The sequence below is a fragment of the Marinomonas polaris DSM 16579 genome (assembly GCF_900129155.1).
Lineage (GTDB): Bacteria > Pseudomonadota > Gammaproteobacteria > Pseudomonadales > Marinomonadaceae > Marinomonas > Marinomonas polaris.
In genome coordinates, this window is record NZ_FQVF01000005.1 from 232,848 (window position 1) to 254,573 (window position 21,726).

The 21,726-nt window shown below is 42.9% G+C and carries 20 protein-coding genes; 12 read left to right on the plus strand and 8 right to left on the minus strand.

All coding sequences use genetic code 11. The features are described from left to right. Window positions 1–31 precede the first annotated feature (31 nt). The 6 genes from BUA59_RS06630 to BUA59_RS06655 all read right to left on the minus strand — a co-directional run bounded on the left by BUA59_RS06630 (window position 32) and on the right by BUA59_RS06655 (window position 5,187). Window positions 32–1,696 (minus strand): COG3014 family protein, encoded by a 1,665-nt coding sequence (locus BUA59_RS06630; RefSeq protein ID WP_072838929.1) that lies wholly within the window; start codon window positions 1,694–1,696, stop codon window positions 32–34. Between the two features lie 261 nt (window positions 1,697–1,957). Next, window positions 1,958–2,437 carry a protein-export chaperone SecB gene (secB, locus tag BUA59_RS06635; protein WP_072838930.1) on the minus strand — a complete coding sequence of 160 codons (480 nt, stop codon included), beginning with the start codon at window positions 2,435–2,437 and terminating at the stop codon, window positions 1,958–1,960. 85 nt (window positions 2,438–2,522) lie between these two features. Beyond that, on the minus strand, window positions 2,523–2,774 hold the full coding sequence (grxC, locus tag BUA59_RS06640; RefSeq protein ID WP_011978545.1) for a glutaredoxin 3: 252 nt from the start codon (window positions 2,772–2,774) through the stop codon (window positions 2,523–2,525). A gap of 11 nt (window positions 2,775–2,785) precedes the next feature. After that, window positions 2,786–3,205, minus strand: coding sequence for a rhodanese-like domain-containing protein (locus BUA59_RS06645; RefSeq protein WP_072838931.1), 420 nt, complete (start codon window positions 3,203–3,205; stop codon window positions 2,786–2,788). A 210-nt stretch (window positions 3,206–3,415) separates the two neighbouring features. Then, window positions 3,416–4,219, minus strand: a complete 804-nt coding sequence (locus tag BUA59_RS06650) for a DUF1338 domain-containing protein (RefSeq protein WP_072838932.1) — start codon at window positions 4,217–4,219, stop codon at window positions 3,416–3,418. Window positions 4,220–4,317: 98 nt separating this feature from the next. Then, complete coding sequence (locus BUA59_RS06655; RefSeq protein WP_072838933.1) at window positions 4,318–5,187, minus strand: LysR family transcriptional regulator; 870 nt, start codon at window positions 5,185–5,187, stop codon at window positions 4,318–4,320. A 196-nt stretch (window positions 5,188–5,383) separates the two neighbouring features. On the opposite strand from BUA59_RS06655, the gene amaB reads away from it, so the two are divergent. The 12 genes from amaB (at window position 5,384) to BUA59_RS06715 (ending at window position 20,342) form a co-directional block, all read left to right on the plus strand. Beyond that, window positions 5,384–6,928, plus strand: coding sequence for an L-piperidine-6-carboxylate dehydrogenase (amaB, locus tag BUA59_RS06660; RefSeq protein ID WP_072838934.1), 1,545 nt, complete (start codon window positions 5,384–5,386; stop codon window positions 6,926–6,928). Window positions 6,929–7,046: 118 nt separating this feature from the next. After that, window positions 7,047–8,318 (plus strand): NAD(P)/FAD-dependent oxidoreductase, encoded by a 1,272-nt coding sequence (locus tag BUA59_RS06665; RefSeq protein ID WP_072838935.1) that lies wholly within the window; start codon window positions 7,047–7,049, stop codon window positions 8,316–8,318. 224 nt (window positions 8,319–8,542) lie between these two features. Further along, window positions 8,543–9,457, plus strand: a complete 915-nt coding sequence (locus tag BUA59_RS06670) for a LysR substrate-binding domain-containing protein (protein ID WP_072838936.1) — start codon at window positions 8,543–8,545, stop codon at window positions 9,455–9,457. A gap of 155 nt (window positions 9,458–9,612) precedes the next feature. Then, on the plus strand, window positions 9,613–11,142 hold the full coding sequence (gpmI, locus tag BUA59_RS06675; protein WP_072838937.1) for a 2,3-bisphosphoglycerate-independent phosphoglycerate mutase: 1,530 nt from the start codon (window positions 9,613–9,615) through the stop codon (window positions 11,140–11,142). Window positions 11,143–11,149: 7 nt separating this feature from the next. Further along, window positions 11,150–12,289, plus strand: a complete 1,140-nt coding sequence (locus BUA59_RS06680; RefSeq protein ID WP_072838938.1) for a murein hydrolase activator EnvC family protein — start codon at window positions 11,150–11,152, stop codon at window positions 12,287–12,289. Window positions 12,290–12,340: 51 nt separating this feature from the next. Beyond that, on the plus strand, window positions 12,341–13,627 hold the full coding sequence (locus tag BUA59_RS06685) for a S41 family peptidase (RefSeq protein ID WP_072838939.1): 1,287 nt from the start codon (window positions 12,341–12,343) through the stop codon (window positions 13,625–13,627). Window positions 13,628–13,691: 64 nt separating this feature from the next. Further along, window positions 13,692–14,870 carry a divergent polysaccharide deacetylase family protein gene (locus tag BUA59_RS24115; RefSeq protein ID WP_245813105.1) on the plus strand — a complete coding sequence of 393 codons (1,179 nt, stop codon included), beginning with the start codon at window positions 13,692–13,694 and terminating at the stop codon, window positions 14,868–14,870. Between the two features lie 476 nt (window positions 14,871–15,346). Beyond that, entirely contained in the window at window positions 15,347–16,459 is a 1,113-nt protein-coding gene (locus BUA59_RS06695; RefSeq protein WP_072838940.1) for a branched-chain amino acid ABC transporter substrate-binding protein, read from the plus strand. A 108-nt stretch (window positions 16,460–16,567) separates the two neighbouring features. After that, a complete protein-coding gene (locus tag BUA59_RS06700) occupies window positions 16,568–17,479 on the plus strand; it encodes an ABC transporter permease subunit (RefSeq protein WP_072838941.1) in 912 nt (303 codons plus the stop codon). After that, complete coding sequence (gene livM, locus BUA59_RS06705) at window positions 17,480–18,754, plus strand: high-affinity branched-chain amino acid ABC transporter permease LivM (RefSeq protein WP_072838942.1); 1,275 nt, start codon at window positions 17,480–17,482, stop codon at window positions 18,752–18,754. After that, window positions 18,751–19,632 (plus strand): ABC transporter ATP-binding protein, encoded by an 882-nt coding sequence (locus BUA59_RS06710; protein ID WP_072838943.1) that lies wholly within the window; start codon window positions 18,751–18,753, stop codon window positions 19,630–19,632. Before livM ends, BUA59_RS06710 begins: the two co-directional genes overlap by 4 nt. After that, window positions 19,629–20,342, plus strand: a complete 714-nt coding sequence (locus BUA59_RS06715) for an ABC transporter ATP-binding protein (protein WP_072838944.1) — start codon at window positions 19,629–19,631, stop codon at window positions 20,340–20,342. Before BUA59_RS06710 ends, BUA59_RS06715 begins: the two co-directional genes overlap by 4 nt. Before the next feature lie 212 nt (window positions 20,343–20,554). Here the strand turns inward: BUA59_RS06715 and tsaC are convergent, their stop codons facing one another. Together tsaC and BUA59_RS06725 are read right to left on the minus strand one after the other, a co-directional pair. After that, window positions 20,555–21,112 carry an L-threonylcarbamoyladenylate synthase type 1 TsaC gene (tsaC, locus tag BUA59_RS06720; RefSeq protein ID WP_072838945.1) on the minus strand — a complete coding sequence of 186 codons (558 nt, stop codon included), beginning with the start codon at window positions 21,110–21,112 and terminating at the stop codon, window positions 20,555–20,557. A 170-nt stretch (window positions 21,113–21,282) separates the two neighbouring features. Beyond that, window positions 21,283–21,663, minus strand: a complete 381-nt coding sequence (locus BUA59_RS06725) for a DUF3461 family protein (protein ID WP_072838946.1) — start codon at window positions 21,661–21,663, stop codon at window positions 21,283–21,285. Window positions 21,664–21,726 lie beyond the last annotated feature (63 nt).

Genomic DNA, 21,726 nt, shown 5'->3' on the forward strand with positions numbered 1-21,726 from the left:
CTTGGTGCCAAGCTGTATTAGTGTAATCAATTTAATAAGGGTTGCGTAGATTCCAAAGCTTAATTTTATTGGCTTCTAAGTTGACCTTGCCGAGAGAGAAAGTTTTGTTATTAACCGTGTAGTTAGGGGTGTATTCACCCGGTGCTAATGGTTCACGCGTTAGTCTGACTTGTGCTGGTAGTGTCAGCCAATTACGCGTATCTGCAGCCGATGAGGCAAATACTGCAACTTGTCCAATTAGGTTTAAGATCAAAGCTGCATTTTGATCCTGTACGTTTGATGACACTTGATACGCTAACCAGCTGCGTAATAATTCTCTTACTAAGCCTTCGTAAATATCTCGTTGCGCTTGCGCCAGTTGTTCCTGAAAGGCAATGTCAGCAAGGGATGTCATTCGTAGGCTGTTATTGATCGTGGCTGTTGAGCTATTCATTTGCAGTGTTGGCTGATGCTGATCTAATGTGAAGCGACCATAATACGGCACAGTAACGCGTATGGTTTGTTCGGTTAGTAGTTTATCTACCTTAGCTGAAGTGAGTTGTTGCCAAACGGGCCGCCCCAGAATTACACGTTTCGTAAAAATGCCTGAGAAAGTTCCCCATGCGCCACCCGCTTTATAATTGGCGATTAGGTTGAGAGGATTAATATCAGCATAGACCATGGTAAACCAACGGAATGCATCGTTTGCTTCTATCGTTCCCCCACCATGAAGCGGTTCTAATACTAAAGAGTAAGCGCGAGGGTCGGCGTACAATAATACCGTCATTTCCTTTTTATCAGGAATGAAGCCTTGGTGTTCCAAAACGACTAATTCCGCATCGCCTTTATGATATTGCTTGAGTTTTTCTTGCATAGCTGGAGACAGTTTGGTTGTGATTCTTTGATCTATCTCGCTCTGGCTAAAACCGCCTTTTTGCATCATGCGAATTGTATCTAACCAAGCACGATCCGCCGTAGTACTAGACAAAGCATATTGTTTTGCATAGCCGTCTTCATACAAGTTAGCTGCTTTTTCATAGCTGATACGAGCATCGTCGATTTCGCCATTCATCTCGTATTGCAGCCCTTCCATGTAGCGTGCCCAAGCATCGTCTCTATAGATAAACTTGTTGGTATCTCGTCCACCCGTATAAAAATCGCCTAACCAACTCAGCGCCTTCATATAAAAGGCTTGGTTTTCTTTGGCATTAAGATCTTGGTAGCTGGGAGTTTGTGCTCGAATTTCATTGAGCTTAATATCAATGCGTCGCATTTCGACTAAAGCAGCATCGTTAAGTTCGCGTTTTTTAGCTGTATTGTCTTCTTTTTCCGCTAGGGCGATGTAGTTCATCGATTTAAGATAGCTGATGTAAACCCGTTCAATACCGTTACCGCGGTAGTCGCTTTGCCTTGGATTGCTTAATAATGCCCAAGAGCGATTAGAAAAGTTCTCAGGCAAGAAGGTATCGCTTAATCTTTCTGCTTGCTCCAGTAAGTCGTTGCTGCGTTCGAAGTCACCTTGATTCTGGGCAAGAGCACCGATTTCCATATAATAAAGCAGCTTGTCTTGGGAACTGTCTAAAGCGCCTTCTAGTTTGCCTTCAGCCTCTTTCCATTCGCCTTCTTTTGCCAAGCCTAAGCCTGCATCAATATCTTGTTTGTAAGTCGCACATCCCGCTAAAAAGCAGATACTTACCCAAATAACAGCCCACTTCACATCAGATTCCTTTTTCTAAAAACTGATTGGCAACAAGTATCGAGAGCAGGATGAAGCAGCCGAGATAAAGTATTAACCAGCGAGCTTTGAGGCAATTCGGACAAGGCTTCTTTTTCTTTTTCATCACAGTTTCCATATATTCTTGCGATACTAAAAGTACTGGGGATACTAAAATGCGAACGATATCTATTATGCAATAAAAAAAGGAAGCGCGTAGCCTCCTTTTTCGTAACTTTTAGTCGTTTTTGTCACTCAATATTTTTACTGAGTTGTTTCCGCTTGTTGCTTTTGTAGGCTTTCGATATAAAGCGCATCAAAATTGATTGGAGCAAGCATGATAGCTGGGAAGCTGCCTTTTACTACAACTGCATCAATGTTTTCACGAGCGTATGGAAACAAGGTAGCAGGGCAGAAAGCACCCAAAGCGTGATGTAATTGCTGATCATCAAGACCAGAAATAACAAACAGACCGCCTTGTTGAACTTGGACTAAATAGCCAGTGTTGCCATTGTTTTTAACCGTTACCGTAATTTCCAAAACAACTTCGTAGACATTTTCACCTACTTGACGGCTCTTAGTGTTTAGCTCTAAGCCAACTTCAGGTTTCCATTCTTCTTGGAATATCATTGGTGAACGAGGAGATTCAAAAGAAATATCTTTCAAAAACACACGTTGCATAGAAAGTTGTGGTGTCTGCGCTTCTTGTGTTTGTGCTTCTGGTGTTTCAGCTGTATCGGACATCTTGGTTCCTTTTTTTAATAATTTCTATATAAAGCGATGAATTCGTTGCTCATTTATACCGTGTGCTTTATTGGAATGCCTACTTCTATGCAAGTAAGGCATCCAATTTTTGTTCGCGTTCAAGGGCATAAAGATCGTCGCATCCACCAACGTGTTGTTCACCAATCCAAATTTGCGGAACGGTGTGGCGGCCACTTTTTTCCATCATTTCTTGTCGTAACTCTCGCTCTCCGTCCACGCGAATTTCGTTAAAGGCAACACCCTTTGCCGTTAACAATTGTTTTGCTCTAACGCAAAAAGGACAGTAATCGCTCGAATAGATAGTGACGGTAGCCATAATTTTATCTCTTATCCTTTAACCAGTGGCAGGTTAGATGATTGCCATTCTGCAATGCCACCTTGAAGTTTGTAAACTTTGCCAAAGCCGGCCTTTTTAAGGTCCTTAGCGCTTGCACCAGACGTTACACCAGATTTGCAAACTATGATTATTGGGGCGTCTTTATGTTTCTCAAGGCGATTCATGTTGTCTTTCATCTTAGTCGCAGGAATATTTAGCGCACCTGTGATGTGGCCAGTGCTGAATTCTTTCTCTGGACGGATATCGACAACGACTGCGTCTTCGCTGTTCATCAGGTTAGTTGCAGCAGAAGGTGTAAGCCCTTGCGCGCCGCCTTTGCTTTCAACGAAAAGTAGTGTGGCAAGAATCGCTAAAAAGACAGCGACCATTTCCCAGTGGTTGATAGAAAACTCAATAAGTTGATTTATCATAATCGTAAGGCCCATATTTAAACTGCGAGCATTATACACGGCCTGATGGATCGGTACAGACTCTCAGGCGACTACTTTTGCTCGTCACATCACACAAAGGTTTCTATCATAAAAACATGACAAGGATGTGATGCGCTGATCATTAAATGGTATGGGAAAATAAAAAACGAGCCACTGGGGCTCGTTATATCATACTAATTTACCGATTCGTTATTTAGCGCTGGTCGAATCAAAGATCTTGTCAGCGTTACCTTCGATGAAACTATCGAATAACACACCGTCTGGCATGGTGTGGCGACGAGCAAATTCATAAAAGCAGCTAGGGATGGTTTTTTGTTTGCCATCAGCAAAGCTGTAGTCGACTTTGTCAGCCATGGTGGAAGACTGTTCCAAGAAAGACTCTGGTGAGCCTTTGACCAAACCGCCAACTTGGTTTAACGCATAACCTTCTTTTTGAAGTAGTTCGTTTACTTTTTCAATTGTCGGGAATTTCTTCAAGTGATTGATACTTACAGTGAAGTGGTTGGCTTGCAAGCCCATAGTCGATAACCAAGCCGCGTATTCACTGTGCACTGCTAAAGCAAGATATTCGACTTCCGTTGGTGTTTCCCATAATCTCCCAGCCCAAAAAATAGCTGGTGTTTGCACGGCATCAGCTGGAATTTGTGCGATGAACTTGCCAATTATGTCTTGGCAGTTTGCTGGCAGCTCTTCCACTATAAGTTCAGATAAAAACACCTTTGGAGAATCTGCATCCGTTTGGTGTTTGTAACAACGGGCTTTAAGGTGTTTGCTCTCGAAACGAAACGCGCCGTAGGCTTTGTAGCCAATGGCTTCTAATTGCGGTTCCAATTTTTCTAATGAAATTGGCGAATTGTTAAAGGTACGGAAAGCTACGTGATCATTAAGAACGTTTTCACCATGGCTTTTAAACAGTTCTTGGATGCGCTGAGCTTGTGGTGTTATGTCTGTATAGTGATCCCACAAAGACGCGAAAAAATCATTTGGTGTCATAAGGTTTCCTGCAATAGTGTTAGGTCGATGTAAGGTACTTTAGTGCAGTGATCGGTCTTAAAGCAAAAGGTAAAAACGCACGTTGTGATGCGTAAAAGTTATGCGAGCCGTATTTCGGTCGGATTTTTGTTAAAGAATAGTTGCTGCTTAGCCGTCAGGATCGTATTAATCAGATGAGCTGGAAAACTGCGCTCTTTCTTGTGAGCCAAACCAACCACGCGTTTCAATTTCACATCGTTTAAAGGGCGTAAACACAAGTCGCTGCGGCCTCGCGAAGAGTGTTCTGGAATGAGCGAAATCCCCAATCCAGCGGCAACCAAATCTAACGCGTACTCTTCCGTTTTCACTTGAGCGCGAACATCTGTAGTGAGTTCTTGTTTTTGCATCAAGTAGTTCCAAGATTCCAAAATGTCGCATGGTGTACGAGAAATGAAAGGTTGCTTGTCTATTTGTTTAATTGATAGCGAAGGGAAATCTGCCAGCCAGTGATCCAATGGCATAGCGATCACATAGTCGTCTTCCCAAAGTGGATAAAATACATCTTCTTCTGTGGTGTAACGATGGCAAGTAAAACGCAGATCGGCACTTTCTGATTCATCGACTAGCTTTAAGGTGAGCCCGTGAACTTCGTCTAGCATAGTTTTGATTACTTGGCTGATTAGCGAGCCAGATAAAAAAGGGGTCAAAGATATAGATAGAGCGAGCGGTGCCGGTGTGTCGGTAAATAAGCTGCGCATGGCGCTTAGGTCGCTGACCATTTTGCAGGCATGTGGATAAAGTTGCGAGCCGCTGTCGGTTGGTGACACGCCTTTTGAGTGGCGCACAAAGAGTTTTGTGCCTAGGTCATCTTCTAATTGCGCGACAGTCGTTGATATTGACGGTTGTGCCACGAAGCAGCGTTTAGCGGCTGCGCTTAGGCTGCGTTCTTCGTAAACGGCAATAAAGTAACGTAATGATCGAATATCCATCTGTATGCTCTTTTAAAAGGCGGCTCTTGTGAAAATTGTCTCTGGGCTCCTTTCTAATATACCTATAGGGTTGATATCTTGCTATAGGTAAAAACTAGACCACTAGCAGGAAAACGGTATTTCTCATTCTAGCCTGAGCTGGTTATGGTGGTGGAAGTTAAATTTATACATACATAAATAAATCTTAGAGGTTCATATGTCACTTACTTGCTTAGAAACACTTGGTGTCAATACCCTAAAACAGGGTGATACTTTTTATAGCGTATTAACAGGTAATACGGTTGCTTTGGGTGAAGGCAGTACTTTTTCCGCTCATAGCCCAATCGATGGTGCGACGTTGTCTACCTTTAACAACGCAACACCTGCACAGCTAGACAAAGTAAATGCTGAACTAAAAGACGCATTTAAAGTATTACGTACTATTCCTGCGCCACGTCGCGGTGAATTGGTTCGTCGTATTGGTGATGAAGCGCGCAAGTACAAAAATGAGTTGGCGCAAGTGATCTCTTTGGAAGCAGGAAAAATTCTTCCTGAAGCCTTGGGTGAAGTACAAGAATGGATTGACGTATGTGATTTCGCTGTCGGCCAATCTCGTATGCTACACGGTTTGTCTATCGTATCTGAGCGTCCTGGCCATCGTATGATGGAGCAATGGCATCCACTAGGTCCTGTTGCTGTCATCACAGCATTTAACTTTCCTATGGCGGTTTGGGCTTGGAATGCCATGCTGGGTCTTGTTTGTGGTGATCCAATTCTACTAAAACCTTCTGAAAAAGCGCCGTTGTGTGCCTTGGCTATGTACCAAATCGCGCAAAACGTCATTGCTGATATGCCTGATATCCCTAAAGCGGCTGTGTCTGTGATGATTGGTGATCGAGATCTTGGTGAAGCGATTGCGGCAAGCGAGACTTTCCCACTTGTTTCTGCAACAGGTTCTACTGTAATGGGTCGTGCTGTGGCGAAAACAGTAGCAGGTCGTTTAGGTCGTTCTTTGTTAGAGCTTGGCGGTAACAACGCGATGATCGTATCTGATACAGCAGATCTGGATCTTGCGCTTCGTGCGATTGTTTTCTCTGCGGCTGGTACGGCTGGTCAGCGTTGTACAACATTGCGTCGTTTGATTACTCATGAATCTATTGTTGATGGTTTGGTTGAGCGTTTGGCGAAATCTTACGGCTCGCTTCGCGTTGGTAGCCCAATCGTTGAAGGTAATTTGGTTGGTCCACTAATTGACGAAGGCAGCTTCAACCGTATGCAAGCGGCTCTAGACACCGCGAAAAAACAAGGCGGCGAAATTGTTTGCGGTGGCGAACGTGTCACTGAAGGCGTTCCTGCTGGTGGTTTCTATGTTCGTCCTGCGATTGTTCGTATTGCTCATGATGCGCCAATCGTTCATGAAGAAACCTTTGCGCCTATCATGTATGTTTTGACTTACAAAACATTTGAAGAAGCGATTGAAATTCAAAACGAAGTGCCACAAGGTTTGTCTTCTGCCGTTTTCACTGAAAGCATGCGTGAAGCAGAATTGTTTATGTCTCCAGCAGGTTCTGACTGTGGCATTGCCAACGTTAACATTGGTACGTCTGGTGCTGAGATTGGCGGCGCGTTTGGTGGCGAAAAAGAAACGGGCGGCGGTCGTGAGTCTGGTTCTGATGCGTGGAGAAACTACATGCGTCGCACCACAAATACAGTGAACTACGGTGGTGATTTGCCGTTGGCTCAAGGTATTGTTTTTGAATAATTTTGGCTTATAGCGTTCGCTTTATACAGCGAATGCGTTTAATTGAGAATAAATAGGCGAGATTTTCTCGCCTATTTACGTTTTTACGTTTTGACCAATGTCCCTATGAGGTCATCTTATGTCTGATAAAATCTGCAATTCTTTATGGCGTGCAAGCTCTCCAGATGCGCCAGTGTTAGCGCCTTTAGAAGGGCGTGTCGATGTTGACGTCGTTATTGTTGGTGCTGGTTTTACTGGTCTTTCTGCCGCTTTGCATCTAGCCAAATTTGGTATTTCTGTTGCCGTAATTGAAGCGCAAGAAGTTGGCTTTGGTGGATCAGGGCGTAATGTTGGCCTAGCAAATGCTGGTGTCTGGCTAGAACCGGATCAGCTGGATAAAACCATCGGAGCTGAAGCTGGTAGTATTATGTATAAGGCTTTGGCGGCCGCTCCAGATTTTGTTTATGGCTTAATTAAAGAATACGATATTCAGTGCGAGCCAGTTCGTAATGGGACCTTGCACGCAGGCGTTGGCAAAACCGGTTTGGCTCAATTACAGCGTCGTTATGAGCAAATGAAGAAACGCGGTGCGCCAGTTCAGCTGCTTGATGCCGCAGAGGCGCAAGCTCGTATTGGTTCTAGTAAATTTAACTCTGCATTGTTTGATCCAAGGGCGGGTACCATTCAGCCTTTGGCTTATGCGCGTGGATTGGCTCACGCAGCGCTAAAAGAAGGCGCTAAACTTTTTGATCAATCGCCAGTGAGTAAAATCGAACCTGCCGAAGATGGTTGGGTTTTGCACACAGAAAAAGGTCAAGTACATGCTGAAAAAGTGATTCTCGCGACCAATGCCTACAGTGAGTTTGGTGTTAAAGAGCAAGCACGTAAGTTTGTACCAATCTTTTATTCTCAATTGGCGACAAAGCCGTTAAGTGACGCGCAATTGGCTAGTGTGTTACCAAATAAAGAAGGCGTTTGGGATACTTGTACTGTGATGAGTTCTTTTCGCTTGGATAAACAAGGCCGCTTAGTTTTTGGTGGTATGGGCGGCGAGGGCAGCGTGTTGTCGAACTGGGCAACCCAGCGCGTCACGGAATTGTTCCCGATTTTAAGTAAGGTTGAGTGGGGTTATTGCTGGACCGGAAAAATTGCTTACAGTGAAGATCATTTGCCCCATTGCCAACAGTTACAAAAAGGCTTGTTTAGTGTCGCAGGCTACAGCGGTCGAGGTATTGGGCCAGGAACTGTGGTCGGTGCGGAGCTGGCAGAATGGCTTTCGGGTCGAAGAGAAAACTTGTCCATTCCAACCACTGTGCTTAGAGATATATCATTTCGTGAATTGAGACGTTTGTTTTATGAGGTGGGTGCTCATACCTATCATCTTGGGCAGCAGTCGCACGCTTTGGATTAGAATGACAATTGCGCTTTGCCAATACTTTGTTAAAAATGGTCTTGGCTTCGCTCGTGACATCAAGCACAGGTCTCGTTAGTTTGACATTAGAGTAAGTTTACTGCGATTAATGACCACGCCAAAACGCATCGTTATGGTGCGTTTTTTATTTTACTGGTTGGGAATGAGAGTGATATAGGATACAGTTATCGCCTTCCAGTTTTTTGCTAATGAGTAACGTCTACATGCGCCGTTATATCCCATCGTCAACCGCGTTAAAATGTTTCGAGGCCTCGGTAAGGCATCTAAGTTTTACCAAGGCGGCGGAAGAGCTACATCTTACCCAAAGTGCCGTTAGTCGGCAGATTCGTAATCTAGAAGAATTCTTGTCGCGAGATTTATTTATTCGTCTCAATAAACGCTTGGTATTAACCGGAACGGGGGCGGCTTATTACAAAGAAGTGGTACCGTTACTTGATGGCATGGAAAACGCCTGTTTACGCATGCTGCATCGAGAAGATGAAAAAACCACGCTTACCATATCCGCTTTGCCCACCTTGGCCTCTTACTGGTTGATGCCGCTACTTGCTGAATTTCAAACCGCTCACCCACAATTTCAAATTAAAGTACGCTCATTAGATGATGCCGCGAAGATCGATCCTGAAAGCATTGATATAATCTTGCACTATGGCGGTGATCATTGGCCTCGTGCCATTTCTCATCAACTAATGAAAGAAAGTGTGGTTGCGGTTTGTTCTCCAACATTATTGGCTCGTATCGGAGACAAAGCAGCGGACGCGTGGACGGTCGAAGATGTGACCGCATTTCCATTTTTGCATTTGTCATCCCGAATTAACGCATGGCCGGATTGGATGGTAGCGCAAGGGTTGGAAAGTGGTTCTTTTGCTGGCGCTTCCTTTGCGCATTTTCATATGTTGCTTGAGGCGGCTAAAAACAGCATGGGCATTGCTATTATGCCAACCATACTGGCGGGGCGCAGTTTACAAAATGGCGAGCTGGTGGCGCCTTTCGGTAAAGCTGTTTCGACACCTCATGAGTATCTTTTGTCTTATCCTGTCGACAAGGCGGATCTTGAACAAGTGGTGATTTTTCGAGATTGGTTATTGGCAAAACGTAATGAGTCATTAGCTTCTTGTTAAACCCTTTTTAGGAAAGTACCAACAAGTAAAATAGTCGTAAAAAGCCCTCTATTAGTGAAATTAATAGTCTGAATAGGAACGCTAGTCTGTAACTAAATTACAAGCCTGTGATAGTATCGAGGCATTATCATGATCAATTTACGGGATAGATTAACATGAACAAAAAAACCACAGCCCTCTTTATCCTTGATGGATGGGGATACAGCGAAACGTCTAAATCCAATGCGATTGCTGCAGCAAACACGCCTAACTGGGACGCACTTTGGAATAATCAGCCTCATACTTTAATTAAAACGTCTGGTCTTGCGGTGGGGTTACCCGAAGGTCAAATGGGTAATTCTGAAGTAGGCCACATGAATTTAGGTGCCGGTCGTGTTGTTTATCAAAACTTTACTCGTATCGGTAAAGCTATTGAAGACGGGTCTTTTTTTGAAAACGAAGCCCTTGTTCATGCGGTTGATAAAGCTGTTAGCGCGGGCAAAGCCGTTCACATTTTAGGTTTGTTGTCTGATGGTGGTGTTCATAGTCATCATGAGCAAATCATGGCGATGTGCGAATTAGCGGCAAAACGTGGTGCGAAAGCAGTTTATGTTCATGGCTTTACAGATGGCCGTGATACGCCGCCTCGTTCTGCTAAAACACCAACGGCTGAGTTGGAAGCTAAGCTTGCTGAACTAGGCGTAGGTAAAATCGCTACCTTAACGGGCCGCTATTTTGCAATGGACCGTGATAATCGTTGGGACCGAGTGCAAACCGCTTACGATGCTATTGTTCTAGGTAAAGGCGAGTTCCATGCTGACACCGCTGAAGGCGCTATTCAAGCTGCCTATGATCGTGACGAAAATGACGAATTTGTAAAAGCTACTATCGTTGGTGAGTCTGCTCCAGTACAAGATGGCGATGCGATTATTTTCGCTAACTTCCGTCCTGATCGTGCGCGTCAGTTAACTCGTGCTTTCACCGATGCTGACTTTGATGGTTTCACTCGCGCTGTTTATCCGAAACTGGCATCTTTTGTTACCTTCACTGAGTTTGCTTCTGACATTAAAGCTGATGTGGCGTTTCCGCCAATTGCTTTAACGAATACTTTAGGTGAAGTGCTAGCGAAGCATGGTAAAAAACAATTACGTATTGCTGAAACCGAAAAATACGCTCACGTAACCTTTTTCTTTAATGGTGGCGAAGAAGCTCTGTTTGATGGCGAAGAGCGTGAGCTAATTCCATCACCAAATGTGGCAACTTACGACTTGAAACCAGAAATGAGCGCGCCAGAAGTGACTGATAAGCTAGTGGAAGTGATCGAAGCGGGTAAATACGACACTATTATCTGTAACTTTGCTAATGGTGACATGGTTGGTCACAGTGGCATTTTTGAAGCAGCAGTTAAAGCAGTTGAAGCGGTTGATGCTTGTCTAGGTCGAATCATTGAAGCCTTGAAAGTGAATGGCGGCCAATGTTTGATTACAGCTGACCATGGTAACGTCGAACAAATGTTAAGTGATGATGGTGCTCAGCCTTTAACGTCTCATACTATTGGGCCTGTGCCTTTGGTTTTGTTCTCTCCGACTCAAGGTTTAGGCATTAAAGAAGGTGCACTGTGTGACCTTGCTCCTACCTTGCTAGACATGATGGGAATGGATAAACCTGCTGAGATGACAGGTGTGAGCTTGCTTACGCGAGCATGAGGCAAGAATGATCTTATTATCCCGCCGTCTTCTCTTAAGTTTGTTTTTGCTGTCCAGCTTTGGCTGGGCGGCAGGTGAACCACAAACTCCGGAGGAGGCCAAACAGCAGATTCAGGCTTTACAGAAAGACCTGCAAAAGCTTAATAGCTGGTTGAAAGATATTAAGTCTGAGCGATCTGATGTGGAAAAGCAGCTTGAAGTCAAAGAGAAAGACATTCAGGAGTTGCTTAAAAAAATTCAGAATATTCAGGAAAGCTTAAAAAAAGGTGAAAAGCAGCTGGGAGAATTGAGAGTACAGCAGCGGACACTTCAATTAAGCATTCAACAACAAAATGAACAAATAGCCGCCCAACTAAGGGCGGTTTATCGTTCCGGCAATGAAGAAAGCATCAAGTTATTATTAAATGGTGACAGCTCCGAAGAAGCCCAACGTTTGGTACAGTATAATCGTTATTTTTCCAATGCTAGGCAGTCGCTTATTAATGGTTTTGTGACGGAAGTAAGTGATTTGAACTTGGTCGAAAAGAGCATTCGCAGTCACCGAGCGCAGCAAGCCAAAGAAGAAATCGAATTAAAAGCAGAACGCAGTCGTTTGACTGGACAACAAGCTGATCGACGTAATTTATTAGCTAAATTAGACAGTGATTTGGCCAAGGGTGATAAACGCTCTAAACAATTAGCTCAGGATCAAAAAAATCTACAGGATATGTTAAAACGTCTTGAAGAGGCGCTTGCTGACATACAGATTCCAGATCAAGATGTACCTTTTTCATCGCAGCGCGGTAAGTTGGTTCGTCCGTTAAAAACGCTCTCCGAATTATCGTCTAATGGCAGCATAAATTTAGGTGGTGTTACATTACGTGCCAAAGAAGGCGAACCTGTGCATGCTATATTCTCTGGTCGAGTGGTGTTTTCTGACTGGATGCGTGGTTTCGGTTTTTTACTTATTTTAGACCATGGTGATGGTTACATGTCATTATACGGTTACAACCAAAGTCTACTTAAAGAAGTTGGTGAATGGGTGGGGGCAAACGATACAGTTGCCATGGTTGGCAGCACAGGTGGTCGTCCTGATCCAGCGTTGTTTTTTGCAATTAGGCATAATGGTACGCCATTAAAACCACTTTCTTGGGTGAACGCTGGGTAATTTATATTACAAACTTAGTCTGCAGCCAGTAAAAAAGTCATAGGAAGAAACATGATCAATATTTTGCGTCAACGAATCCCCTTTTTATTTATGGTGTTATTGGTTCAGCCTGCTTTTTCTGCACAGCTTCCTGCCGATACTAAAGAACAGTCTAAGTTACCTACCGCTGAAATTCAGTCTTTTGTTGAAACCTTTGAGACCATTCGGGAAGGTTATGTTGAGGTGATGTCTGATCAAGACATTCTTCATAAAGCATTAAAAGGCATGGTATCGGGTCTTGATCCGCATTCTGAATATTTTACCAAAGAAGAATTAGTCGATTTTAACGAGCTTACCTCTGGAAATTATGCCGGTATTGGCGTTGAAGTTGAGATGAAAGATAAACGTCTTACGATTGTAACGCCTGTTGATAGGTCTGCTGCGGCTGAAGCAGGGATTTTACCTGGTGATGTGATTGTTAAAATTGATAATACCTTGATTACAGATTTAGGTATGAAAGATATTGTGACATTGATGCGTGGTGAAATTGGCTCTACTGTGACACTCGATATCGAGCGGGGTGGTGAGCTGAAGCATTATGAGTTAACGCGCCGTTTAGTAGAAGACGCAAGTGTTACTGATAAATGGTTAGGTGATGGCATTGCGTATTTTCGCATTAGTCAGTTCCAAGGCGATAGTGCGTCAGAATTTTACCAAGCCATTGATAAGCTAAATAAAGAAGGTAAAATTCAAGGGGTCGTTTTAGACCTTCGTAATAATCCCGGTGGCGTTTTACAAAGTGCTGTTGGGGTGGTGGATGCCTTTATAGATAAAGGCATGATTGTTTATACAAATGGTCGTCATGAATTGTCTAAAACCCAGTTTACCGCGACAGAGAAAAACACCAAATTTGGTAATGTACCTGTCGTAGTGTTGGTCAATGAAGGTTCGGCATCGGCCTCAGAGATTGTTGCTGGTGCTTTGCAAGATCATCAACGTGCAGTGATTTTAGGTGCAGAAACCTTTGGTAAAGGCTCTGTTCAAACGGTAGTTCCTCTGTCTAATGGTGATGCCGTCAAGTTAACAACCGCCTTATATTACACGCCCAATGGTCGTTCTATCCAAGCTCAAGGTATCACACCTGATTTGGTGGTGCCGCAGGCGACTCTGACTTTTGAAAAGGGTCAATTTTTTGTCAAAGAGGCAGAGTTAAAAGGGCATTTAGGCAATGGAACGGGTGGTGAAGAGCGTACCAGTGCCGATGTGAAATCTGATATTGGCGAGTTAGCAAAAACGGATTTTCAGCTATTTCAAGCGGTTACTATTCTGAAAACGCTGCCTAAGCTAGCACAGAAATAGTAAAAATTTTTGATGAACATATATTTTGGTAAAAGCTCGCTTGTTTGATTTTAAGAAATTCGTAGTGTTTGTATTTTGTCTGCACGCCCTTCTAGGGTGTGCAGATGAATTAAGTCGTACTCTTGATCGTTCAGAAGATGTTGTCACAAGTAATGTTGAGATAGCTGTTCTTGAGGATGATCAAATTACAGAGAAAGATAACGAGACTTTTTTTGAAGAGCCCGTAGTCCTCCCAGTGCATTTGGGGCCTCTTTTAGCACCGCAAAAAAAAGAAGCTACAAATGCATCCAGCTATTCAATAGGGTCCTATTTTCCTGTTTTGTCTGATGATGCTGTAGCTTCTGATAGCGCTGTATCAGCCAGTTCCTCACAATCCCAATCCCTGTTGGAAACAGCTGAACCATGGTCTCCTGCGATTGTGCCTTTTCTAGATGCTCCTATTGATCACGAGTCTAAGTCTGTCAACCCCCTGACTAAAGCAGAACAGGCTCATGAATCTTCTAAAAAAGAGGTGGTTCCAGCTAAAAAATTAGCGGTTGATTCACACCCTAAAATGCCAAGAATCGCTATTTTGATCGATGATCTAGGTTATAACCGTCAGGGCATGGATTCCTCTTTAATGTTACCTACCGAAGTTGCATTGGCGATTTTACCTAGTACGCCTTTTGCTACTCAGACAGCACTAACTGCCCAGAAACAAAAACGTATTACCCTATTACATGCGCCGATGGAAAATCAACGTGAGTTGAAGCTTGGTCCAGGTGGATTGTATGCCAAGATGACTGAACATGAATTAAAAGCGACATTGAGCAAAGACTTAGATGGTTTGCCAGGCATACAAGGTGTAAACAATCATATGGGGAGTTTGCTAACGACTAAAGCTGACTCGATGAAATGGGTAATGGAAACGCTTAAAGGTCGTTCACTCTTTTTTATAGACAGTCTTACTAGTCCCAAAAGTGTGGCCAAAAAAACAGCTCAAGAATACGGATTAGAAACTGTCAGCCGAGATGTTTTTTTGGATAACATTCGCACCGAACAAGCGATAGATAAGCAGTTTTCTCGTTTGTTAAAGCTGGCAAGACAGCATGGAAGTGCTTTGGCTATTGGGCATCCTTATCCAGAAACTATGGCTTATCTTAAAAAGCGTCTTAATCATTTGGAGCAGGATGGCGTTCGCTTAGTTCGTCTTTCTGACCTGTTAACTACTTCCCCTTCAGTGCTTACTCCTAGCGAGCAATAAAGTAGAAAGCTCTGTTTTTTAATAAAACCGGAGCTTTTTGATAAAAAAACCGATTTTTTAATAATTCATTTTTTGGTTTTTTGTACTAAATTATAAAGTGCTTACCACCATTCGTAATGGCTTTAACATGTCCATTATGCTCACTGATACCCATCTTCCAATATTTTGCTCCTGCTTAGTGCAGAGATCTTTCTATATCAGTACAAAAAACTACATAAATAAAAATTTATAGTGATTAATTTTGCTATTTTTTGGGAATATAGAATTTAAACTAAGCTAATTACATTATTTATGCGCACTACTATTGACCAAAGTTTAGTCTGATATTAATGTGTAGCATTATAAAGGTGCACAATTTTTGAATAATTGCTGTGAAAGTTCCATTATTAATGCCTTTTCTTTAGGGTTTAATTGTTGGAACGCTTCTTGCTTTTGAATAATAACGATAAAACACAAAACGAGTAGAGGCTTTTCTTATGTCAAATGCGGTTGTTAGAAAAACATTAATTTCTCTTGCTATTGCTAGTGCTGCGACACTTGCTCAAGCAGATGTGGTCATCGGTGTTGCAGGTCCCCACACTGGGGCTTATGCGGCTTTCGGTGAGCAATTATGGAAAGGGGCTGAAAAAGCAGCTGCAGACATTAATGCTGCAGGTGGTGTTAATGGCGAAATGATTAAACTAGTAAAAGCGGATGATGCTTGTGAACCAAAACAAGCTGTATCTGTAGCTAACCGTTTAGTGGATTCTGATGGTGCTCTTGCTGTCGTTGGTCACTTCTGTTCATCTTCTTCTATTCCTGCTTCAAAAATCTACGAAGAAGCTGGTGTTATTATGGTAACGCCTGCATCAACTAACCCAACCCTTACAGATCAAGGTTTGCCAAACGTTTTCCGCGTATGTGGTCGTGATGATCAGCAAGGTGATGTGGCAGCAAGCTATATTGTGGATAAATTAAAAGCAAAACGTGTTGCTGTTATTCATGATAAAGACACTTATGGTAAAGGTCTTGCTGATGCCATGAAGTCAACTCTTAACTCTTATGGAGTTAAAGAAGTAATGTACGAAGGTTTGACTCGTGGCGAGAAAGATTTTAACGCCTTGATTACAAAAATTCGTTCTGTAGATGCTGATGTTGTGTATTTCGGTGGTCTTCACTCTGAAGCTGGTCCACTTGTTCGTCAGTTGCGTGAACAAGGTTCTAAAGCAATCTTCATCTCAGGTGACGGTATCGTATCTGATGAGTTTGTTTCTGTTGCCGGTTCTCCTAAATATGTAGATGGTGTACTGATGACATTTGGTGCGCCACCAACGTCTTACCCATCTGGTAAAAAAGTCATCCAAGAGTTCCGCGACGGCGGTTATGAGCCAGAAGGTTACACTCTGTATTCTTACACTGCGATGCAAGTTGCTGTTGCAGCGTTGGCTAATAACAATTTAGATCCTATAAAAGGCGCTAAATGGTTGAAGACTCATTCTGTTGATACGGTAATGGGTAAGAAAGATTTCGATGATAAGGGTGACTTGACTGTTTCTGACTACGTTATGTATGAGTGGGATGCTCAAGGTAAATATCACGTAGTAGAATAATTTTCTTTTACTTCTAACATTTCTGTAATAACCGACACATATTTACCAGCCAAGGATTGCGCTGGTAAATATGTTCTCTCTACTAAAAAATTCCCACGAGGTCTTACGATGGATATCGTTCTCCAGCAGCTGGTAAACGGTCTTACCCTTGGTTCTGTTTATGGACTCATTGCGATCGGTTACACCATGGTGTATGGCATTATCGGCATGATTAACTTCGCTCATGGCGATGTTTACATGGTGTCAGCTTATATCACCGCTATTGCTCTAGCTCTTTTAACTTTTTTCGGTATCGAATCTTTTCCTATTATTCTTGTCGGCACGCTGTTTCTTACTGTTGCTGTCACTGGCGCATATGGGTGGGTTATTGAACGTATCGCATACCGTCCATTGCGAAGCTCTAGTCGTTTGTCTGTATTGATTTCTGCAATTGGTATGTCACTGATTTTGCAAAACTATGTGCAGCTTAGTCAGGGTGCTAACCAACAAGGTGTGCCGACTCTTTTAACCGGTGCATTGCGTTTTCACGTAGGTGATGGCTTTGTGCAGATCACTTATATGAAATTGTTAATTTTGTTCATTTCCATTTTAGGCATGGGTGTACTTACCTATGTTATCCAAAAAACAAAACTTGGTCGTATGTGTCGAGCGACTCAGCAAGACCGAAAAATGGCCTCTATTTTGGGCATAGATACAGACAAAGTTATCTCAACCGTTTTCGTTATTGGTGCCGTGATGGCGGCATTAGCTGGTGTATTGGTTACCCTAGATTACGGCGCATTTGATTTTTATGTTGGTTTTATTATTGGTATTAAAGCCTTTACCGCGGCAGTGTTGGGTGGTATTGGGTCTTTACCTGGAGCCATGTTAGGTGGGCTGATTCTTGGATTGTCCGAGGCTTTGTTTGCTGGGTTGATTAGTTCTGATTATAAAGATGTATTTTCATTCTCTTTATTAGTTCTCATTTTGATTATTCGCCCAAGTGGCCTTCTCGGCAAACCTGAAGTGGAGAAAGTATAAATGAGCCAAGCTGTAGGAATAAATTTTAAGAAAAGTAGTATTGATGCCCTTATTGCCGGTTTTATGGCTCTTGTTCTATTCGGACCAATTGTCGGTGTTGTACTAGATGGTTATGGTTTTAATACAGAATTTGTACGAGTGGCTTGGATGGTCGCTGCTGTTGCTGTTGGTCGTTTTATTATGTCTAGCTTTTTTCAGACAGAAAAAGGCATTGCAATGGCTTTTCGTTATGCTAATAACGATGAAGGCGTAGAAGTTCTTAAACCTGGACATAAGTCTAAAATGGTATGGATTATTCCTTTGGTGATAGCAATTGGCCTATTGGTGCCTTTTATCGCATCAAAATATGTCCTTACTGTTGTTATTCTTGGTTTGATATACGTATTACTAGGTCTTGGTCTTAATATTGTTGTCGGCTTGGCTGGCTTATTAGATTTGGGTTTTGTTGGTTTCTATGCCATCGGGGCTTATGGTCTAGCATTGGGTTATGAAAACCTTGGACTTGGCTTCTGGTCAATGTTGCCTATTGCAGCACTAATGGCTGCGGTCGCTGGTGCCATTTTAGGCTTCCCTGTGTTGCGAATGCACGGTGACTATTTGGCGATTGTTACGCTAGGTTTTGGGGAAATAATTCGTCTTATTCTGACTAACTGGGCGTCTTTTACTCACGGACCAAACGGTGTTTCAGCCCCATTGCCAACATTCTTTGGATTGGAGTTTAAGCGTCGATCCAGTGATGGGCAAACCTTCCACGAGTTTTTCAATATTCCTTATGATTCCGCTTACAAATACATGTTTATTTATATCGTGTTGTTCGCGGTTGTTTGGGCTGTGCTTTTTATCAAACATCGTTTAGTAAAAATGCCAATTGGTCGTGCATGGGAAGCGCTTCGTGAAGATGAAATAGCTTGTCGCTCATTAGGTTTAAACCATGTGTTGGTGAAACTTTCTGCCTTTATGTTAGGTGCATCAACTGGTGGCTTAGCAGGTGTGTTTTTTGCAACCTACCAAGGCTTCGTAAATCCATCTTCGTTTACTTTCTTCGAATCGGCTTTGATTTTGGCTATCGTGGTGCTGGGTGGTATGGGTTCTACATTAGGTGTCGTAATTGCCGCTTTCTGTTTGACTGTATTGCCTGAAGTGTTAAGGGAGTTCGCAGAATATCGTGTATTGATGTTTGGTATTTTGATGGTAGTGATGATGATTTGGAAACCTCGAGGTATTGTTCGTGTTACTCGAACAGGTTTTGCTGCGAGAAAAGGGGTGGTTAAATGAACCAAGAAAATATTTTAGCTGTTGAAAACTTGGTGATGCACTTTGGTGGTATTAAAGCGCTGAATGATGTGACCTTTGATATTAAACGCGGTTCTGTTTCGGCTCTGATTGGGCCAAACGGGGCAGGTAAAACCACTGTGTTTAACTGCCTAACGGGTTTCTATAAAGCGACTGGAGGCAAGATTCTTTTGTCGGCTGGCGGCAAAGAGACCAGCATTATTAAAGTACTTGGCGAACCTTTCCAAGCGACAGACTTTATTTCTCCATTCGCTTTTTTTGCTCGTCTTAAGTACAAAATGTTTGGCGGATCCCACCTTGTAAACCGTGCTGGTTTATCTCGAACATTTCAGAATATTCGTTTATTCAAAGAAATGTCGGTGGTTGAGAACTTACTGGTTGCTCAGCATATGCGCGTTAACCGTAGCTTGATTGCTGGTATTTTGAATACAAAAGCCTATAGAAAGGCCGAAGAAGAAGCTTTAGAACGCGTATTTTATTGGTTGGGTGTTGTGGATCTTGTGGATTCAGCTAACCGCTTGGCTGGGGAGCTTTCTTATGGTCAGCAGCGTCGTTTAGAAATTGCCCGTGCTATGTGTACCAATCCTGAGATCGTTTGCCTGGATGAACCTGCAGCAGGTTTAAACCCCTCTGAAACAGAAGCTTTGACCAAGATGATTCGTGTATTGCGTGATGAGCACAATACGACAGTGTTATTGATCGAGCACGATATGGGGATGGTTATGGATATCTCTGATTACATCGTTGTGTTGGATCACGGTGAAGTTATAGCAAAAGGTGGTCCAGATGACATTAAGAGTAATCCTAAGGTTATTGCGGCTTACCTTGGTGCAGAAGAAGGTGAGGAGGTAACGCTATGACTACATTGATGGAATTTAAAGACGTAGACGTTCATTACGGCCCCATTCAAGCTTTGAAAAAAGTCTCTTTGACAGTAACGGAAGGTGAAATTGTTACCTTAATCGGAGCAAATGGCGCAGGTAAATCTACCTTGTTGATGTCTATTTTTGGGCAGCCGCGTATTTCTTCTGGTGAGATTATTTATCGAGGCGAAGATATTTCGCAAAAATCGGCTCACTATGTTGCATCGCATGGCTTGGCTCAATCGCCAGAAGGTCGCCGTATCTTTCCTAGTATGTCAGTAGAAGAGAATTTGCTAATGGGGACGATTCCAATCGGTATGGATCATGCTGAAGAAGACATGCAGCATATGTTTGAGTTATTCCCTCGGCTGTTGGAGCGTCGTAATCAGCGTGCTTCAACTATGTCTGGTGGTGAGCAGCAAATGTTGGCTATTGCGCGTGCCTTGATGAGTCGCCCAAAATTGCTTTTGTTGGATGAGCCTAGTCTAGGTTTGGCGCCAATTATCGTTAAGCAAATCTTTCAGATCTTGAAAGATGTGGCTAGTACGGGTATGACAATCTTCTTGGTAGAGCAGAATGCCAATCATGCGCTGAAACTGGCTAACCGTGGCTATGTAATGGTGAATGGTGAGATACGTATGACGGGAACCGGTGCTGAGTTATTGGTTAACCCAGAAGTGCGTGAAGCCTATCTAGGCGGTCACTAGAAGCAATATTTAACTAAAGGCGCTTGATTATAAGTGCTGATAAATCAAAGCGGCGTTTCATTTATACAAAAATGAATCGCCGCTTTTTTATTGCTGTGGATAAAAAAGACGCTTTTGCACAGGAAGTTCGCTTAACGTCATAGTTTAAACGGTCTTTGAGCTATTTTTTGTAAGCTCTGATGAATAGAAAGTTCTTATTGAATAAAAAAGGTTTAAGCTCTAAAAAGCGTGTCAGTCAAAATGTCTCGAACCTTTGAGGGTTGCGAGGCGTCACCTAATGATGCGTTAAAAATAGCATCAATTTTATCACCAAAATATCCATTCACTTCTTCTGCACTCATGGCGGGTTCTAGTCCCGCAGGGTTTGCGGATGTAGAAACAATTACCCCTTGAAAGGCTGCACATAGTCGTTGTACGGGTTGATGTTGTGAGAGACGTATAGCCACGCTTTGGTGTTCGCCTCTCACCCAGCTTGGAGCGATAGTTGTATCAGGAACAACCCAAGAGGTTGGTGTCTCGTTTAGGCTTATCAGGCGCTGTGCTGCTTTAGGATCTAATGTAGCGAGCCAAGGGGATAATTCCTCTTGTGCACCCGCCACTAGAATAAGTCCTTTTGATTCTGGACGGGATTTAAGCGTTAAAATACGTCTTACTGCAGATTCATTAAAGGGGTCGCAGCCTAAACCCCAAACCGCTTCAGTTGGATAGGCGACAATGCCACCTTGTCGGATGATATCGGCAAGTTCTTCAACGGATGTTACAAGATGCATATAAATAAGCTTATAAAAATGTATGGAAAAACGCAGAGGATCGGATTGTAGCGGGATTTTTTAAATGGAGCTAGCAGGTATACCTTTCAATTAATGATCTAAACGTTTTGTCTTGATCGCAAGAAAGGCGTTCCTGCTAGTGAGTCTGCAAATAGACTGTTATTACTCTGTTATTGCATAGAATCAATTTTTTCTTTGATCTCATTGATCTTGCTATTCACTACTTTTTCTAAGTGCTCTAGCTCTTTGATCAAATCAGCTTTTGTCGCTTTACTTTCGTGTTGTTTGCCGACGATTTGTTCTAGCTCTTCCATTGCTCGTAAAACGATCAGGGAAGGTTCTTGAACTTGACGGTATGTTTGTTGGCCACCATCCGCTAATACGGTTTTGGTTGAGCGACCAAACTTGAATTTTTTACTTTTAGGAAGCAATGAGCCTTTTTCGCGGCGGTAATAAATTTTTAGTACGTCGTGTCCACCTTCGTAACGCAAAGTGAATTTTTCAATGTCCTGTATGCTGGTGATACCCATGGACTGGAGTGTTGGATACATAACTAGTTTCCCGTTTATTAATGACCAATTAGTTGTCTTTAATTAGTAGGGGATTGTGTCCGT

Excerpts from the sequence above, each read along its gene's own strand:
- BUA59_RS06655 (WP_072838933.1), bottom strand. The coding sequence starts at position 5,187 with ATGGATATTCGATCATTACGTTACTTTATTGCCGTTTACGAAGAACGC.
- BUA59_RS06715 (WP_072838944.1), top strand. The coding sequence starts at position 19,629 with ATGACTACATTGATGGAATTTAAAGACGTAGACGTTCATTACGGCCCC.
- grxC (WP_011978545.1), bottom strand. The coding sequence starts at position 2,774 with ATGGCTACCGTCACTATCTATTCGAGCGATTACTGTCCTTTTTGCGTT.
- BUA59_RS06700 (WP_072838941.1), top strand. The coding sequence starts at position 16,568 with ATGGATATCGTTCTCCAGCAGCTGGTAAACGGTCTTACCCTTGGTTCT.
- BUA59_RS06650 (WP_072838932.1), bottom strand. The coding sequence starts at position 4,219 with ATGACACCAAATGATTTTTTCGCGTCTTTGTGGGATCACTATACAGAC.
- BUA59_RS06670 (WP_072838936.1), top strand. The coding sequence starts at position 8,543 with ATGCGCCGTTATATCCCATCGTCAACCGCGTTAAAATGTTTCGAGGCC.
- BUA59_RS06695 (WP_072838940.1), top strand. The coding sequence starts at position 15,347 with ATGTCAAATGCGGTTGTTAGAAAAACATTAATTTCTCTTGCTATTGCT.
- secB (WP_072838930.1), bottom strand. The coding sequence starts at position 2,437 with ATGTCCGATACAGCTGAAACACCAGAAGCACAAACACAAGAAGCGCAG.
- tsaC (WP_072838945.1), bottom strand. The coding sequence starts at position 21,112 with ATGCATCTTGTAACATCCGTTGAAGAACTTGCCGATATCATCCGACAA.
- gpmI (WP_072838937.1), top strand. The coding sequence starts at position 9,613 with ATGAACAAAAAAACCACAGCCCTCTTTATCCTTGATGGATGGGGATAC.
- BUA59_RS06645 (WP_072838931.1), bottom strand. The coding sequence starts at position 3,205 with ATGATAAATCAACTTATTGAGTTTTCTATCAACCACTGGGAAATGGTC.
- BUA59_RS06665 (WP_072838935.1), top strand. The coding sequence starts at position 7,047 with ATGTCTGATAAAATCTGCAATTCTTTATGGCGTGCAAGCTCTCCAGAT.
- BUA59_RS06680 (WP_072838938.1), top strand. The coding sequence starts at position 11,150 with ATGATCTTATTATCCCGCCGTCTTCTCTTAAGTTTGTTTTTGCTGTCC.
- amaB (WP_072838934.1), top strand. The coding sequence starts at position 5,384 with ATGTCACTTACTTGCTTAGAAACACTTGGTGTCAATACCCTAAAACAG.
- livM (WP_072838942.1), top strand. The coding sequence starts at position 17,480 with ATGAGCCAAGCTGTAGGAATAAATTTTAAGAAAAGTAGTATTGATGCC.
- BUA59_RS06710 (WP_072838943.1), top strand. The coding sequence starts at position 18,751 with ATGAACCAAGAAAATATTTTAGCTGTTGAAAACTTGGTGATGCACTTT.
- BUA59_RS06725 (WP_072838946.1), bottom strand. The coding sequence starts at position 21,663 with ATGTATCCAACACTCCAGTCCATGGGTATCACCAGCATACAGGACATT.
- BUA59_RS06685 (WP_072838939.1), top strand. The coding sequence starts at position 12,341 with ATGATCAATATTTTGCGTCAACGAATCCCCTTTTTATTTATGGTGTTA.